The following is a 16421-nucleotide window of genomic DNA, read 5'->3' as shown; positions in this document are numbered from 1 at the left end:
TATGGCGCCGGTCACTCAGGCATCCAGCTCCGCCCAGCGCTCGACCATCTGGTCCAGCTCGGCATTCAACTGCTCCAGCTGTGCAATGACCGCCGCAGTCTCAGCCACGGGACGCTGGTAGAAACCGGCATCGGCCATCTCGGCCTCGACAGAGGCAATGCGCTGCTCCATCGCCTCGATCTGCCCTGGCAGTGCCTCAAGCTCGCGCTGCAGCTTGTAGCTGAGTTTCTTCTTCGCTGCAGGTGCATCCTGTGCCGGCGCCGATGCCTGGGCCTGTACCGGTGGTACTACCGCGGAGTTCAGCTCGGCCTTGCCGGACTTGTTCTCGGTCACACCCAGCAACCGTGGCGAACCACCCTGGCGGATCCAGTCCTCATAACCACCGACGTACTCGCGCACGCGCCCCTGACCCTCGAAGACCAAGGTGCTGGTGACCACGTTGTCGAGGAAGGCTCGGTCGTGGCTGACCATCAGTACCGTGCCCTGGTAGTTCGACAGCACCTCTTCGAGCAGCTCGAGGGTTTCCACGTCCAGGTCGTTGGTCGGCTCGTCCAGCACCAGCAGGTTGGCCGGTTTGCTGAACAGCTTGGCCAGCAGCAGGCGCGCACGCTCGCCACCCGACAGCGCCTTGACGGGCGTACGGGCCCGCTGTGGGCTGAACAGGAAGTCGCCCAGGTAGCTGAGCACGTGGCGGTTCTGGCCATCGATCTCGATGAAGTCGCGGCCTTCGGCGACGTTGTCGATCACGGTCTTTTCCAGGTCCAGTTGATGGCGCAGCTGGTCGAAATAGGCCACCTCGATCCGCGTGCCCTCTTCCACCGTGCCGCTGCTGGGCACCAAGCCGCCCAGCATCAGCTTGAGCAAGGTGGTCTTGCCGGTGCCGTTGGCGCCCAGCAGGCCGATACGATCGCCGCGCTGCAGGACCATGGAGAAATCCTTGACCAGGAACGGCCCTTCCGGGTGGGCGAAGCTGACATTCTCCAGCACCATCACCTGCTTGCCGGACTTGTCCGCCGCTTCCAGCTGGATGTTGGCCTTGCCGGTGCGCTCGCGACGCTGGCTACGCTCCACGCGCAAGGCCTTGAGCGCTCGCACGCGGCCCTCGTTACGGGTGCGACGGGCCTTGATGCCCTGGCGAATCCAGACTTCTTCCTGGGCCAGGCGCTTGTCGAACAACGCATTGGCGGTTTCTTCCGCCGCCAATGCCGCTTCCTTGTGGACCAGGAAGCTGGCGTAGTCGCCGTTCCAGTCGATCAGGCCGCCACGGTCCAGCTCGAGGATGCGGGTAGCCAGGTTCTGCAGGAACGAACGGTCGTGGGTGATGAAGAGCACGGCCCCCGGGAAATCCTTCAACGCTTCTTCCAGCCAGGCGATCGCACCGATGTCCAGGTGGTTGGTCGGCTCGTCGAGCAGCAGCAGGTCCGGCTCCGCCACCAGGGCCTGGGCCAGCAGGACGCGCCGGCGCCAGCCGCCGGACAACTCGGCGAGGGTCTTGTCGGCAGGCAGTTGCAGGCGGCTCAGGGTGCTGTCCACCAGTTGCTGCAAGCGCCAGCCGTCACGAGCCTCGAGGTCGTGCTGGACGTGCATCAGCTTTTCCAGGTCGGCGTCGGTGACGATGTTCTGGCTCAGGTGATGGTACTGGGCCAGCAGCTCGCCGACGCCAGCCAGGCCCTGGGCGACCACATCGAACACGGTGCGCTCGTCGGCCACCGGCAACTCCTGGGGCAACTCGCCGATCTTCAGGCCGGGTGCGCGCCATATGGCACCGTCGTCGGGCTTCTGGTCGCCCTTGACCAGCTTCATCATGCTGGACTTGCCAGTACCGTTGCGACCGATGATGCACACCCGCTCGCCACGGGCGATCTGCCAGGACACCTTGTCCAGCAACGGCATGGCGCCGAAAGCAAGGGACACATCGCTGAATTTGAGCAGGGTCATGTTCTTCTCCAAAAACCGGGCGCGCATTCTACCTGAGTTAGGCTCGCAGAAGGCCGGCTATTTCGCCGGTGGCGACCCTGGGGCGACATTTGTTGCCAACTGATACCAGCGAACCGGCAAAGCTTTCGCCGGTTGCTGGCAAAAGGCTAAGCTAGTGAGCAATCAGTGTTGGCCCTGTCGGCACTTGTCATGATTTCTCTGCCCGGATGTCTCATGCGCAGTCGCCTTTTCAGCCTTTTATCCTGCCTGCTTCTTTCCGCCGCTGCCGCCCAATCCACCCAGGCGGCAGACCTGACCCTGCAACGCCAGTACTACGACGAAGCCAAGCGCGCCCTGGCCAAGGGCGACTCCGGCCCCTACTTCCGTTATGCCGATGCCCTGCGCGACTACCCCCTCGAGCCGTACCTGGCCTACGACGAGCTCACCGCCCGGTTGAAGTCCGCCAGCAATGCGGAGATCGAGAAGTTCCTCGCCGAACATGGCGACCTGCCGCAGGCCAACTGGATGAAACTGCGCTGGCTACGCTGGCTGGCAGAACGCGGTGACTGGGCGACCTTCACCAAGTACTACGACCCCAAGCTCAACTTCACCGAGCTCGACTGCCTCAACGGCCAGTACCAGCTGGGCCACAACCTCAAGGCCGAGGGCTACGCCACCGCCGAAAAGCTCTGGCTGAGCGGCAAGTCCCAGCCGGCGGCCTGCGACGGCCTGTTCGGCCAGTGGGCCGCCGAAGGCCAGCTGACCGAACAAAAACGCTGGCAACGGGCCAAGCTGGCGGCCGAAGCGCGTAACTACGCCCTGGCCAACAGCCTGGTCAACAGCATGACCACCCTGGCCCCCCAGGGCCGCCTGCTGGTGGACGTGGCCCAGAAACCGGAGCTGCTGAGCCAGCCTTCGCGCTTCCAGCCCGTCAACGAAGCTATGTCCGACGTGGTCGGCCTCGGCCTGCGTCGCCTGGCCCGCCAGGACCCGGACAAGGCCATGGCGTTGCTGGATGGCTATGCCAGCAGCATGCACTTCTCCCGTGACGAAAAAGTGGCCATCGCCCGCGAGATCGGCCTGACCCTGGCCCGCCGCTTCGACAGCCGCGCCCTGGACGTGATGACCAAGTACGACCCCGAGCTGCGGGACAACACCGTGTCCGAATGGCGCCTGCGCCTGCTGTTGCGCCTGGCGCGCTGGGAGGACGCCTACCAGCTGACCCGCAAATTGCCCCAGGAGCTGGCCAGCACCAACCGCTGGCGCTACTGGCAAGCGCGCAGCCTGGAACTGGCGGAACCGAAGAACCCCCAGGCCCAGGCACTGTTCAAGGGCCTGTCCCGGGAGCGCGACTTCTATGGTTTCCTCGCCGCCGACCATGCCAAGGCCCCCTACCAGTTGAACAACCAGCCGCTGATGCTCAGCCAGGCGGTGATCAACAAGGTACGCAACACCCCTGGGGTGCGTCGCGCCCTGGAACTCCACGCCCGTGGACAGATCGTCGACGGGCGTCGCGAGTGGTACCACGTCAGCCGGCACTTCAACCGCGACGAAATGGTCGCACAGGCGCGGCTGGCCTATGACCTCAAATGGTACTTCCCGGCCATCCGCACCATCAGCCAGGCCCAGTACTGGGACGACCTGGACATTCGCTTCCCCATGGCCCACCGCGACACCCTGGTGCGCGAGGCCAAGGTCCGCGGCCTGCATTCAAGCTGGGTATTTGCCATCACCCGCCAGGAAAGCGCCTTCATGGATGACGCCCGCTCCGGTGTCGGCGCCAGCGGCCTGATGCAATTGATGCCTGGTACCGCCAAGGAAACCGCGCGCAAGTTCAGCATTCCCCTGGCATCGCCGCAGCAGGTACTGGACCCGGACAAGAACATCCAACTGGGCGCGGCCTATCTCAGCCAGGTCCATAGCCAGTTCAACGGTAACCGGGTACTGGCCTCCGCGGCCTACAACGCCGGCCCGGGGCGGGTACGCCAATGGCTGAAGGGGGCCGATCACCTGAGCTTCGACGTCTGGGTGGAGAGCATTCCCTTCGATGAAACCCGCCAGTACGTGCAGAACGTCCTGTCCTATTCGGTGATCTACGGCCAGAAGCTCAATTCGCCACAACCCCTGGTGGACTGGCATGAGCGGTACTTCGACGACCTCTAGCGCCCCGCCCAGTAAAAAGCCCGCATGGTAGCGGGCTTTTTTTCGTCTATCCCCTGCCCCTTGGCTGTGATCGGGTACGAAGCGGCCGCGATACTGTGAGTGGCGAGGCTGCGTCCTCGTGTGCAGCCTCGCAAGCTCGGCAGCGGCGATAGGAGCACGCAGCCATCAAACCGAACCATCACTGAATTGCAGCGCTGCCAGCCGCGCATACAACGGGCTGCTGATAAGCAACTGCTGGTGGCTGCCTACCGCCACCAGGCGACCATGATCCATGACCGCGATACGGTCGGCATTCTTCACCGTCGCCAGGCGATGGGCAATCACCAGGGTGGTGCGGTTCCTCATAAGGCTCGGCAAGGCCTGCTGGATCAGGTGCTCGCTTTGCGCATCGAGGGCGCTGGTAGCCTCGTCCAGCAACAGGATCGGCGCATCCACCAGCAAGGCCCGGGCAATCGCCAGGCGCTGGCGCTGGCCGCCAGACAGCCCCTGCCCCGCATCGCCCAGATGGGTCTGGTACCCCTGGGGCATCTGCTCGATGAACTCATGGGCATAGGCGATCCTTGCCGCCTCCTGGATCTGTTCCAGGCTCGCACCGGGATTACCGTAGCGAATGTTCTCCTCGATGCTGCCGTAGAACAGCGCCGGGCTCTGGGACACCAGGGCAAAGCAACGGCGCAAATCCAGCGGATCGAGACGGGTCAGGGGCACGCCATCGAGAAGGATCTGCCCCTGTTGCGGATCGTAGAATCGCAGCAGCAAATCATAGAGAGTGGATTTACCGGCACCCGAAGGCCCGACCAGTGCCAGGGTTTCTCCGGCCTGGATATTCAGGGAAAAGCCATCCAGGGCATAACGGTCCGGGCGCGACGGATAGGCGAACCGCAACCCCTCGAGCTGCAATGCGCCTTGCACCCTAGCCGGCAGGCTCACCAATCCGCTCTCGGGCGCCAGGATGATGCTGTCTGCCCGCAACAGTTCGGCAATTCGCTCAGCAGCCCCTGCCGCCCGCTGCAACTCGCCGATCACCTCGCTCAAGGTCCCGAAGGCACTGCCGACGATCAGGCTGTAGAACACGAAGGCGGCCAGCTCACCGCCGGAAATTCGCCCGGCGATCACGTCCATGCCACCGACCCAGAGCATCACTCCCACGGCACCCAGAACCAGCACGATCACCAGGGTGATCAGCCAGGCCCTCTGGACAATGCGCTGGCGCGCCGTACGGAACGCCTCCTCCACGGTCACGGCAAAACGCTGCTCGTCCTGGGGCTGGTGGTTGTAGGCTTGGACTGTCTTGATCTGGCCGAGGGTTTGCGCAACATAGCTGCCGACATCGGCGATCCGGTCCTGGCTCAGGCGCGACAGGCTGCGCACCCGGCGACCGAAGAACAGGATCGGTACCAATACCAGCGGCAAGGCGATCACGACGATGCTGGTGAGCTTGGGGTTGGTGATAAACAACAGCACCACCCCACCCAGCACCATCAGGGCGTTGCGCAGGAATAACGACAAGGACGAGCCGATCACCGATTGCAGCAACGTGGTGTCTGCCGTCAGCCGGGACTGGATCTCCGAACTGCGATTATTCTCGTAGAAGCCAGGGTGCAAGTAGATCAAGTGGTTGAACACCTGGCGCCGGATGTCCGCCACGCAGCGCTCGCCAATCCAGGACACCAGGTAAAAGCGCACGAATGTCCCCACCGCCAGGGCCAGCACCAGCAGCAGGAACAGGGCGATGGACTGGTTCAGCAGATGGGGGGACTGGGTCATGAAACCCTGATCCACCAACAGCCGGATACCCTGCCCCATGGACAGGGTAATGCCCGCAGTCAGGATCAGTGCCAGCAAGGCTCCCAACGCCTGCCAACGGTAGGGAGCGATAAAGCGGCCGGCCAGTTTCAAGGCCCGGCGATGACGAGAAGAAAGCATGCCGTTCATCCATTGACGCACCAGCGTTCGACCCGTCGCAGCCTCGGCAACGAGATGAATTCGCAGGAACTTTGGTAAATCACAATGAGTCAGGTTGATTATGACCAGTAACACTAGGACCTAGAGATTATCGGTCTAATCTATGCCTGGCACTCCCCAGGTATTTCTGTTGGAGTGAAGTTACCGGGCCAGCCCTGGCGGTGATCTGTAACAGCTTGGTCACCCGGTCATTCTAAAGTAAGCACACAACCTGATGAGGAGACAGGCCATGTCCTTGCAACACAGCAGCAATGACAAGATTCAAGTAATTCGTACCCAGCCTAACCAGTCTCTGGGGTGTGCCATCATCGACGCCCAAGGCCGCGAAGTACCTATTACTGAAGACATGATCCAGAACGCCTGCCGCGAACTGGAAAAGCGACTGGTCAAGCCTGCTCGGCAAGATTGACACATAGCCTCACGTCCTCTTGACCCGGCCTGGTGGCCGGGTTTTTTATGGGCGCCTCACTAGACCTGGCTGGCTCCCAGGGCCCGGACGATCCTGCTCAAAGCCGCTGATTCGCCCTGGATTCGCACCTGCAAACCGTCGATCTCACGGCGCTCAGGGTAATGCTTGCGCAGCCCGTCGAAAGCACTGCGCTGCAGGGCGACGTTATCCGACAGGCTACGCCGAAAATCCGCATCGTCCCGGCGCGGGTCATACACCGCCCGGCAGATCGCTGCCAGGGCCCAGGCCGGATCGGCACTGGCATTCAGGCTGACCTGCGCCACCCAGGGGGCTGGCAGCAGGGTCTCCAGGCGAACCTGCTCGGCATGACCAAAATGCCGGCAGAACGCCTGGTAGATCTGCGCCGTCCCCCGTTGCTTGCCATCCAGGCTGTAGCCGGCGATGTGCGGCGTGGCCAGCACGCAAAGGTCGGCCAGTGCACTGTCCACCGTGGGTTCCTCCTCCCAGACATCCAGCACCGCCTGCAGGTCCTCGCGCTGCACCAGCACTTCACGCAGCGCACGGTTGTCCACCACCGGGCCCCGGGCGGCATTGATCAACCAGGTTCCCTGGCGCAGCCGCTCCAGGCGCTGGCGATCCAGCAAGTGCCAGGTACGATGCTCGCCATGCCGGGTCAGCGGCGTGTGCAGGCTGATGACATCACAACGCTCGAGCAACTGCTCCAGGCTGACATAGTCGCCACCTTCCACCGCCTGGCGCTGGGGATCACAGACCAGTACGTTCCAGCCCAGGCCGCGCAGCACCTCGATCAACCGCCCCCCCACCTCGCCAGCCCCGACCACGCCGTAACAGCGCCGGGCCAGGTCGACACCCTCGAGCTCGGCCAGGGTCAGCAGGCTGCCCAACACGTAATCCACCACGCCACGGGCGTTACATCCCGGCGCGCTGGACCAAGTGATGCCGGCCTGCTGGAAGTAGTCCAGGTCCAGGTGATCGGTACCGATGGTGCAAGTGCCGACAAAACGTACCGGGCTCCCCTCGAGCAAAGCCTGGTCGACCCGGGTCACCGAACGCACTAGCAGGACATCGGCCTGCGCTACGCTCTGCCGATCGATGGCGCGCCCGGGAAAGCGCCGGATCTCGCCGAAACCGGCAAAGAACTCATCGATCAGGGGAATGTTTTCGTCGACAACAATCAACATGGCAGGCTCCTCTTGGGGAGCCGCAGTTTAGGCCCAGATCCAGGCACGAACCAGCACAGCGTGCAGGCGCAGAAAAATTGGCCACTGGGCATTACAAATCCACAACACGGGTTTTTTCCTGACTGCGGTGTCAACGCGTAGACTGTCGCGTCCTGCGCAACACCACCTATGGACGCTCCGCCCCGTGAATTCCGTGATCGACTCATCCACTCCCCTCCCCACCAGCCGTCCCGTGCGGGTTGGCCGTGAACTCAAGGATCTGCTGGCTCTTGCCCTGCCGATCATGATCGCCCAAGTGGCGACCACCGCCATGGGTTTCGTCGATGCCGTGATGGCCGGGCGAGTCGGCCCCCGCGACTTGGCGGCCGTGGCGCTGGGCAACTCGATCTGGATCCCGGTGTTCCTCTTGATGACCGGCACCTTGCTGGCCACCACGCCGAAGGTGGCCCAGCGTTTCGGCGCCGACAAGCTCGATGAAATCGGCCCGCTGGTGCGCCAGGCACTGTGGCTGGCCATCGTGGCCGGGATCTCGGCCATGCTGATACTGGTCAGTGCCGAGCCGGTGCTGCACCTGATGAAGGTCGATCCGGAGTTGATCGGGCCCTGCATGGGCTACTTGCACGGCATCGCCAGCGGCCTGCCCGCGGTAGCGCTGTATTACGTGCTGCGCTGCTTGAGCGATGGCCTGGGCCGCACGGCGCCGAGCATGGTCATCGGCCTCTGCGGCCTGGCCCTGAATATCCCCATCAACTACATCTTCATCTACGGTCATTTCGGCGTACCGGCCATGGGCGGTGTCGGCTGCGGCTGGGCCACGGCGATCGTGATGTGGGCCATGATGCTGGGCATGGCCGGCTGGATTCGCTGGGCCCCGGCCTACCGCAAGATTCAATTGTTCAGCCGTTTCGACTGGCCACAAGGAGCGATGATCGGGCGCTTGCTGAGCATCGGCCTGCCCATCGGCATCGCGGTATTCGCCGAATCGAGCATCTTCGCGGTGATCGCCCTGCTGATCGGCAGCCTGGGTGCCACGGTAGTGGCCGGACACCAGATTGCCCTCAACGTCAGCGCCCTGATGTTCATGATCCCCTACTCCCTGGCCATGGCGGTGACCGTGCGGGTCGGCCAGTCGCTGGGACGCCAGGAACCACGCAATGCTCGCTTCAGCGCCGGCGTCGGCATGGCCACCGCGCTCGTCTATGCCTGCTTGTCAGCGAGCCTGATGTTCTTCCTGCGCGAGCCTATCGCCTCGATCTACACCGCCGACCCGCTGGTGATCCAGGTGGCATCGATGCTGATCGTGTATGCCGCACTGTTCCAGTTCTCCGACGGCATCCAGGTGACTGCCGCCGGGGCACTGCGCGGCTACCAGGACACTCGGGTGACGATGATCCTGACCTTGTTCGCGTATTGGGGCATTGGTCTGCCGGTGGGCTATGCCCTGGGGCTGACCGAATGGTTCGGTGCCCCCAGGGGACCAAGCGGCCTCTGGGAGGGCTTGATCGTCGGCTTGAGCTGCGCCGCGCTGATGCTTTCGATCCGCCTGGTGCGCAGTGCACGCAAGCAGATTCGCATCAGCCGCTCGGCGAGTTAATCGAGCTTCTTGCGGATCCAGTAGAGGTAGGTCCCGGCCTCTTCCTGCTGCGCCACCAACTCGTGGTCCAGGAAGACGCAGAACTTGGGAATATCGCGGCGGGTGGACGGGTCGGTGGCAATCACCTTCAACAGTCCACCCGGCGGTAGATCACGAATGTGCTGGTGCAGCATCATCACTGGCTCCGGGCAGTTGAGCCCGGTGGCGTCGAGGGTGCCGTCAACCGGCGTATCGATGATTTGACTCATGGTTCACTCCTGAAACTGGCCGGCATTGTCGCGCAATGCCGGTCATGTGGCGAGGGACTCAGCGCGAGCGGGCGGGCTTGTGCTCCAGGCGGCGCAGGTGGCAGGTCACTTCCTCTCGATCGTGGTACAGCTGCTTGCAGCCAATGGCCACGCGAATCCCCCGGGCCTTGAACCCCTCTTCAATCCGCTCCAGCAAGCGCTTCACCTCGGCATAACGCTGCTTCATCGGCAGCTTCAGGTTGACCACTGCCTCGCGACAATGCCCCTCGCCGATCCACGTCTCCAGTAAGGCTGCGTTGCGCGCCGGTTTCTCGACGATGTCGCAGACCATCCAATCCACCGGCTGACGGGGCTTGTAGGTGAAACCGTCGGCCATCAGGTGCTGGACCAGGCCTGTGTCCATCAGGCTCTCGGCCATTGGCCCGTTATCGACCGCGGTCACCAGCATGCCGCGATTGACCAGTTGCCAGGTCCAGCCCCCCGGTGCGGCGCCCAGGTCGACGCCGGTCATGTCGCTGTGCAAGCGCTCGTCCCACTGCTCGCGGGGAATGAAGTGGTGCCAGGCCTCCTCAAGCTTCAGGGTCGAGCGACTGGGAGCTTCCCGGGGGAACTTCAGCCGTGGAATTCCCATGGGCCACATCGCCGAATTACCGGCATCGGCCAGCCCGACGAACACTTCGCGGCCACTCATGAACGTCAACAACAAGCGCGGCTTGCTGGCGTCCTCCACCAGCTTGCCGGCCCCGAGCAGGGCCTTGCGCAGCGGGCCTTCGAACTTCTTGCAAAAAGTCGACAGTTCCTTGCCGTCGTTGGTGTCCACCACTTCCAGCCATAAACTGCCGCACTGTGGGAAATGGGCCAGGTAGGCCAGGATCGCACTGACGCGATCGGTTTCCGGCAGATCGATGAAACCTCCCCGCGCCCACTGCCGGGGAAAGATCAGCTTGTCGAAGCTCAGGCCCTGCATCAGGCGTTGGGCCCCATCCTGCTCAGTGCAGATGAACTGCGCACAAGCAGTACCGGGCTTGGCCTTGGCATAACCGGAGACGTTCAGGTGAGCCGCGTGATCGGCGATCTCCGAACAGACTTCGCCCTCGAAACCGGGACGGCAATGGAAAAACAGGGTGTTCATTGAATCTCCTGGGCAACTGGCGATGAATCGATGCGCAAACCTGCCCGAAAGTGCCCTGAATCAATGGAAACAGGACAAGCGCAAAGCCTGTCACGAAAACCGGCGCATGATAACCGAGTTAGGAACCTTGGACTCAGGCTTGGAGTCCAGTGATTAGCGATAAGCCCCAAACAGAGCTAGGTTAATGCTCTGTTCGTACCCAAGGCCCGTAGCCGTGCGGGCTCAAAGGAGTCATTCAATGCCATCCCTCGATAGCCTGAAAACCCTTAAGACCCTAAAAGTCGAAGACAAGACTTACCACTACTTCAGCCTGCCGGACGCAGCCAAGAGCCTGGGCGATATCGACGCCCTGCCCATGTCGCTGAAAGTCCTGCTGGAAAATCTCTTGCGCTGGGAGGACAACCAAACCGTTACCAGTGCCGACCTCAAGGCCATTGCCGCCTGGCTCAAGGAGCGCCGCTCCGACCGCGAGATTCAATACCGCCCGGCCCGGGTGCTGATGCAGGACTTCACTGGGGTCCCCGCCGTGGTCGACCTGGCCGCCATGCGTGCAGCCATGGCCAAGGCCGGTGGCGACCCGCAACGGATCAACCCGCTGTCGCCGGTGGACCTGGTGATCGACCACTCGGTGATGGTGGACAAGTTCGCCAGCAGCAGCGCCTTCGAGCAGAACGTCGACATCGAGATGCAGCGCAACGGCGAGCGCTACGCTTTCCTGCGCTGGGGCCAAAGCGCGTTCGATAACTTCAGCGTAGTGCCACCGGGCACCGGCATTTGCCACCAGGTCAACCTGGAGTACCTGGGGCGTACCGTCTGGAGCAAGGATGAAGACGGGCGCACCTATGCCTTCCCCGATACCCTGGTGGGTACCGATTCCCACACCACCATGATCAACGGGCTGGGCGTGCTGGGCTGGGGCGTGGGCGGGATCGAGGCCGAGGCGGCGATGCTTGGCCAGCCCGTCTCGATGCTGATCCCCGAAGTCATCGGCTTCAAGCTCACCGGCAAGCTCAAGGAAGGCATCACCGCCACCGACCTGGTGCTGACGGTCACGCAGATGCTGCGCAAGAAAGGCGTGGTGGGCAAATTCGTCGAGTTCTATGGCGACGGCTTGGCCGACCTGCCCCTGGCGGATCGCGCCACGATCGCCAACATGGCGCCGGAATACGGAGCCACCTGCGGTTTCTTTCCGGTGGACGAGATCACCCTCGACTACCTGCGCCTGTCTGGTCGCCCAAGCGCCCTGGTGAAACTGGTGGAAACCTACAGCAAGGCCCAGGGCCTGTGGCGCCTGCCGGGCAAGGAGCCGGTGTTCACCGATAGCCTGGCCCTGGACATGGGCACCGTGGAAGCCAGCCTCGCCGGACCTAAGCGCCCCCAGGACCGAGTCGCCCTGCAGAATGTCGGCCAAGCCTTCAGCGACTTTCTCGACCTGCAGTTCAAGCCCACCAGCAAGGAAGAAGGTCGCCTGGAAAGCGAAGGCGGTGGCGGTGTCGCCGTTGGCAACGCCGACCTGGTCGGGGAAGCCGACTACCAGCACGACGGCCAGACCCATCGCCTGAAAAATGGCGCGGTAGTGATCGCAGCCATCACCTCCTGTACCAATACGTCCAACCCGAACGTCATGATGGCAGCCGGCCTGGTGGCCAAGAAGGCCGTCGAGAAAGGCCTGCAGCGCAAACCCTGGGTCAAGAGCTCCCTGGCGCCAGGCTCCAAGGTGGTGACTGACTACTACCAGGCCGCAGGCCTCACTTCGTACCTGAACCAATTGGGGTTCGATCTGGTGGGCTACGGCTGCACCACGTGCATTGGCAACTCCGGCCCATTGCAGGAGCCGATCGAGAAAGCCATCCAGAAATCCGACCTGACCGTGGCTTCAGTGCTGTCCGGCAACCGTAACTTCGAGGGTCGGGTGCATCCACTGGTGAAGACCAACTGGCTGGCCTCTCCGCCCCTGGTAGTGGCCTACGCCCTGGCTGGCACGGTGCGCATCGACCTCAGCCGCGAGCCCCTGGGCCAGGGCAAGGATGGCCAGCCGGTGTACCTGAAGGACATCTGGCCCAGCAGCCAGGAAATTGCCGAGGCCGTCGCCCAGGTCAACACGCGCATGTTCCACAAGGAATACGCGGAGGTGTTTGCCGGCGACGCCCAATGGCAGGCCATCGAAGTGCCGCAAGCCGCTACCTACGTCTGGCAGGACGACTCGACCTACATCCAGCATCCGCCGTTCTTCGACGATATCTCAGGCCCCTTGCCAGAGATCAAGGATATCGGCGGCGCGCGGGTTCTGGCGCTCCTGGGAGACTCAGTGACCACCGACCACATCTCCCCTGCCGGCAACATCAAGGCCGATAGCCCGGCCGGGCGCTACCTGCGGGACAAGGGCGTGGAACCCCGGGATTTCAACTCCTATGGTTCACGGCGCGGCAACCATGAAGTGATGATGCGCGGCACCTTTGCCAACATCCGCATCCGCAACGAAATGCTCGGCGGCGAGGAAGGCGGCAATACGCTGTACATTCCCACCGGCGAGAAAATGGCGATCTACGACGCGGCCATGAAGTACCAGGCCACGGGCACGCCACTGGTGGTAATCGCGGGGCAAGAGTACGGCACCGGCTCGAGCCGCGACTGGGCGGCCAAAGGCACCAACCTGTTGGGGGTCAAGGCGGTCATCGCCGAGAGCTTCGAGCGCATCCACCGCTCCAACCTCGTGGGCATGGGCGTGTTGCCGCTGCAGTTCAAGACCGGCCAGGATCGCAAGAGCCTCAAGCTCAGCGGCCGCGAGACCCTGGATATCCTTGGCCTCAGCGGCACGCAACTGGCCCCGCGGATGAACCTGCAACTGGTGATCACCCGCGAGGATGGCAGCCGTGAGCAGATCGAGGTGCTGTGCCGCATCGACACCCTGAACGAAGTGGAATACTTCAAGTCCGGGGGGATCTTGCACTACGTCTTGCGCCAGTTGATCGCGGCCTGAGCCGTGACAGCCACAGACACCGCCTTCGGGCGGTGTTTTTTATTGGGTTAACGCACACAAATCGACTGGTTATAATGCCCGCCCGCAAAACCTGACCGATCAGTCACAACAACGACTACAGATCAGGCGCCGGACAACGTCTCTGCAATACCCATTCTTTCGCAACAAGGATTCCCCATGACCGCTCTGCCATGGATGTACCTGGCACTCCTTTCCCTTGGCTATGCACTGGCCCTGAGCTACGGGCAACTGGGGCTGCTGGCCGCCCTCTCGCTCTTGCTGTTGTTGTGCGCCGGCTTCGCCGTGCGCCAGCAGCGCAGCATCATTGGCCAATACCTGGGCCACGGCCTGTTCGTGGTCGTCGCCCTGGCCCTGGCCATGCACTGGCTGCCCGGCTTCTACAATGGGCGCGCCATCGATCCGCAACGCCTCACCGATGACGCCGTGCCGTTTTCCCTGTACCTGAACCAGGACAAGCCGCTGATCGGCTTCTGGCTGCTGTTGGTGTGCCCCTGGATCATTGGTCGGCGCTCTCTGCGCCTGTCGCTGTGTGCCAGCGTCCTGGCCCTGCTCTTGTGCGCCATCACTGCGCTGGGCGGCGCCTTGCTGCTGGGCATCATCAGCTGGGCTCCCAAATGGCCGGACCAGGCCTGGCTGTGGGTACTGAACAACCTCCTGCTGGTGACCTTGGTGGAAGAGGCACTATTCCGGGGCTATATCCAGGGAGGCCTGAGCCGACGCCTGAAACACCTGCCTTACGGCGAGAACCTGGCCCTGCTCGCCTCGGCCCTGCTATTCGGCCTGGCGCACCTGGGAGCCGGCTGGCAATGGACGCTGCTGGCGAGCGTCGCCGGGATCGGGTACGGTCTGGCCTATCGGTTCGGGGGCCTGGGAGCCGCGCTGGCCACCCACTTCGGACTGAACCTGCTGCATTTCGGGCTTTTCACCTACCCAATGCTCGCCGGATAGGTCCGGACACTGCAAAACCGCAAGCAAATTGCCCAAACCAGTACTTCAGAAGTATTGACTGCCAAGGAAGAAGGTCAATGATTAGCCCCTCGCCAACGCCGGTGGATACCGGAGCCGCATACGACGACACAACACACTCTGCCAATGAGACCGAATGCCAATTATTGAAAAATAGTTTCAATAATAAGCCGAAGCGGCCGATCACTTATCAAAGCCTTGCGGATTGAAAAAACATGCGTAATAACCAGCCTGTCACTCAGCGCGAACGTACCTTCCCGGCTCAACAACGGTTGATTTCCACGACCGATGCCAAGGGCGTCATCACCTACTGCAACGACGCCTTCGTCGAGATCAGTGGGTTCTCCCGCGAAGAACTGGTTCGCGCGCCGCACAACCTGGTACGCCACCCGGATGTGCCAGCGGCGGTATTCGCCCACATGTGGACCACCTTGAAACAAGGCCTGCCATGGATGGGTATCGTCAAGAACCGCTGCAAGACCGGCGATCACTACTGGGTCAACGCCTACGTGACCCCGGTGTTCGAAGGCAGCAAGGTGGTGGGCTACGAATCGGTACGGGTCAAGCCCACCGCCGAACAGGTGCGCCGCGCCGAATCCCTCTACAAGCGAATCAACCAGGGCAAGTCGGCCATTCCCAAGCGCGACAAGTGGCTGCCGATACTGCAAGACTGGCTGCCGTTCATCCTGGTCAGCCAGCTGAGCTTCATGATCGGTGCCTGGCTCAACTCCCACTGGGGCTTCGTCCTGGCCGCCGCTCTCTCGGTACCGCTGGGCCTGCTGGGCCTGACCTGGCAGCAGCGTGGCCTCAAGCGGCTGCTACGCCTGGCCGAGCAGACCACCTCGGACCCGCTGATCGCGCAGATGTACACCGACAGCCGGGGTGCCCAGGCGCGCCTGGAGATGTCGATCCTCAGCCAGGAGGCACGACTCAAGACCTGCCTGACCCGCCTGCAGGACACCGCCGAGCACCTCAACGAGCAGGCCCGGCAGTCCGACACCCTGGCCCACAACAGTTCCAGCGGCCTGGAGCGCCAGCGCCAGGAGACCGAGCAGGTCGCCACCGCGGTCAACCAGATGGCGGCCACCACCCAGGAAGTGGCCAGCCACGTGCAACGCACCGCCGACGCCACCCAGGAAGCCAATCGTCTTACCGGACGCGGCCGCAACATCGCCGGGGAAACCCGTGAAGCTATCCAGCGCCTGTCGGTGGTGGTGGGCGAGACCGGCCAGACCGTGACCCAACTGGCCAAGGACAGCGATGAAATCGGCGGCGTGGTGGACGTGATCAAGGGCATCGCCGACCAGACCAACCTGCTGGCGCTGAACGCCGCCATCGAAGCGGCCCGGGCCGGGGAGATGGGTCGCGGCTTTGCCGTGGTGGCAGACGAGGTGCGCCAGCTGGCGCAACGCACCAGCGAATCCACCGGGCAGATCCACGCACTGATCGCCAAGCTGCAGCAAACCGCCGCCAGTGCGGTGCAGACCATGGATGCCGGCCATCGCCAGGCCGAAGAAGGCGTGGCCCGGGTGCTGGAAGCCGACCAGGCGCTGGTGGGCATCAGCGAGGCGGTAGCCAACATCACCGACATGACCACCCAGATCGCCGCCGCCACCGAAGAGCAAAGCTCGGTGGCCGAGGAGATCAGCCGCAACATTAGCACCATCGCCCAACTGGCGGACCAGACCTCCGAGCAGGCCCAGCATTCGGCCGAACTCAGCGAGGCCCTGACCCATACCGCGCACACCCAGTACTCTCTGGTAGAACGCTTCAACCGCTAGGCCCAGGGCCAGGCAATAAAAAACCGGAAGCCGCTGCTTCCGG

Annotated in this window: 11 protein-coding genes; 6 read left to right on the top strand and 5 right to left on the bottom strand. The window is 63.2% G+C overall.

Going from position 1 to position 16421, the window contains the following annotated elements:
• Positions 1-15: 15 nt before the first annotated feature.
• Positions 16-1938, bottom strand: coding sequence for an ATP-binding cassette domain-containing protein (locus I9018_RS09890; protein ID WP_241109313.1), 1923 nt, complete (start codon positions 1936-1938; stop codon positions 16-18).
• 213 nt (positions 1939-2151) lie between these two features.
• Here I9018_RS09890 and I9018_RS09885 point away from each other — a divergent pair, with 213 nt between their 5' ends.
• Positions 2152-4080 (top strand): transglycosylase SLT domain-containing protein, encoded by a 1929-nt coding sequence (locus tag I9018_RS09885; protein WP_241109312.1) that lies wholly within the window; start codon positions 2152-2154, stop codon positions 4078-4080.
• A gap of 165 nt (positions 4081-4245) precedes the next feature.
• Here the strand turns inward: I9018_RS09885 and I9018_RS09880 are convergent, their stop codons facing one another.
• Positions 4246-6015: an ABC transporter transmembrane domain-containing protein gene (locus I9018_RS09880; RefSeq protein WP_241109311.1), complete on the bottom strand. Its 1770-nt coding sequence runs from the start codon at positions 6013-6015 to the stop codon at positions 4246-4248.
• A 259-nt stretch (positions 6016-6274) separates the two neighbouring features.
• Between I9018_RS09880 and I9018_RS09875 the strand changes: the two genes are divergently transcribed.
• Positions 6275-6454 (top strand): PA1571 family protein, encoded by a 180-nt coding sequence (locus I9018_RS09875; RefSeq protein ID WP_011060254.1) that lies wholly within the window; start codon positions 6275-6277, stop codon positions 6452-6454.
• A gap of 59 nt (positions 6455-6513) precedes the next feature.
• On the opposite strand, the gene pdxB is transcribed toward I9018_RS09875, so the two are convergent.
• Positions 6514-7656, bottom strand: coding sequence for a 4-phosphoerythronate dehydrogenase PdxB (gene pdxB / locus I9018_RS09870; RefSeq protein ID WP_241109310.1), 1143 nt, complete (start codon positions 7654-7656; stop codon positions 6514-6516).
• Positions 7657-7840: 184 nt separating this feature from the next.
• On the opposite strand from pdxB, the gene I9018_RS09865 reads away from it, so the two are divergent.
• The gene (locus tag I9018_RS09865; RefSeq protein ID WP_241109309.1) at positions 7841-9250 is read left to right on the top strand and encodes an MATE family efflux transporter; all 1410 of its coding nucleotides are present in this window, start codon (positions 7841-7843) and stop codon (positions 9248-9250) included.
• On the opposite strand, the gene tusA is transcribed toward I9018_RS09865, so the two are convergent.
• The gene (gene tusA / locus I9018_RS09860) at positions 9247-9498 is read right to left on the bottom strand and encodes a sulfurtransferase TusA (protein WP_011060251.1); all 252 of its coding nucleotides are present in this window, start codon (positions 9496-9498) and stop codon (positions 9247-9249) included. The genes I9018_RS09865 and tusA overlap by 4 nt on opposite strands.
• Before the next feature lie 58 nt (positions 9499-9556).
• Complete coding sequence (gene rlmM, locus I9018_RS09855; protein ID WP_241109308.1) at positions 9557-10630, bottom strand: 23S rRNA (cytidine(2498)-2'-O)-methyltransferase RlmM; 1074 nt, start codon at positions 10628-10630, stop codon at positions 9557-9559.
• Between the two features lie 238 nt (positions 10631-10868).
• Between rlmM and acnA the strand changes: the two genes are divergently transcribed.
• The 3 genes from acnA (at position 10869) to I9018_RS09840 (ending at position 16378) form a co-directional block, all read left to right on the top strand.
• Positions 10869-13610 carry an aconitate hydratase AcnA gene (gene acnA / locus I9018_RS09850; protein WP_241109307.1) on the top strand — a complete coding sequence of 914 codons (2742 nt, stop codon included), beginning with the start codon at positions 10869-10871 and terminating at the stop codon, positions 13608-13610.
• A gap of 177 nt (positions 13611-13787) precedes the next feature.
• Positions 13788-14579, top strand: a complete 792-nt coding sequence (locus I9018_RS09845; RefSeq protein ID WP_241109306.1) for a CPBP family intramembrane glutamic endopeptidase — start codon at positions 13788-13790, stop codon at positions 14577-14579.
• A gap of 233 nt (positions 14580-14812) precedes the next feature.
• Positions 14813-16378, top strand: a complete 1566-nt coding sequence (locus I9018_RS09840; RefSeq protein ID WP_241109305.1) for a PAS domain-containing methyl-accepting chemotaxis protein — start codon at positions 14813-14815, stop codon at positions 16376-16378.
• Positions 16379-16421: the final 43 nt, after the last annotated feature.

Origin of the sequence: Pseudomonas sp. MPFS, assembly GCF_022537035.1 — a bacterium.
Lineage (GTDB): Bacteria > Pseudomonadota > Gammaproteobacteria > Pseudomonadales > Pseudomonadaceae > Aquipseudomonas > Aquipseudomonas sessilinigenes.
Note: the sequence above shows the minus strand (reverse complement) of the source record. Positions and strands in the feature narration are given on the sequence as shown.

What these genes read in the sequence shown, in the direction of transcription:
- I9018_RS09875 (WP_011060254.1), top strand. Translation starts at nt 6,275, where the DNA reads ATGTCCTTGCAACACAGCAGCAATGACAAGATTCAAGTAATTCGTACC.
- I9018_RS09845 (WP_241109306.1), top strand. Translation starts at nt 13,788, where the DNA reads ATGACCGCTCTGCCATGGATGTACCTGGCACTCCTTTCCCTTGGCTAT.
- pdxB (WP_241109310.1), bottom strand. Translation starts at nt 7,656, where the DNA reads ATGTTGATTGTTGTCGACGAAAACATTCCCCTGATCGATGAGTTCTTT.
- I9018_RS09885 (WP_241109312.1), top strand. Translation starts at nt 2,152, where the DNA reads ATGCGCAGTCGCCTTTTCAGCCTTTTATCCTGCCTGCTTCTTTCCGCC.
- I9018_RS09890 (WP_241109313.1), bottom strand. Translation starts at nt 1,938, where the DNA reads ATGACCCTGCTCAAATTCAGCGATGTGTCCCTTGCTTTCGGCGCCATG.
- I9018_RS09840 (WP_241109305.1), top strand. Translation starts at nt 14,813, where the DNA reads ATGCGTAATAACCAGCCTGTCACTCAGCGCGAACGTACCTTCCCGGCT.
- acnA (WP_241109307.1), top strand. Translation starts at nt 10,869, where the DNA reads ATGCCATCCCTCGATAGCCTGAAAACCCTTAAGACCCTAAAAGTCGAA.
- rlmM (WP_241109308.1), bottom strand. Translation starts at nt 10,630, where the DNA reads ATGAACACCCTGTTTTTCCATTGCCGTCCCGGTTTCGAGGGCGAAGTC.
- I9018_RS09880 (WP_241109311.1), bottom strand. Translation starts at nt 6,015, where the DNA reads ATGAACGGCATGCTTTCTTCTCGTCATCGCCGGGCCTTGAAACTGGCC.
- tusA (WP_011060251.1), bottom strand. Translation starts at nt 9,498, where the DNA reads ATGAGTCAAATCATCGATACGCCGGTTGACGGCACCCTCGACGCCACC.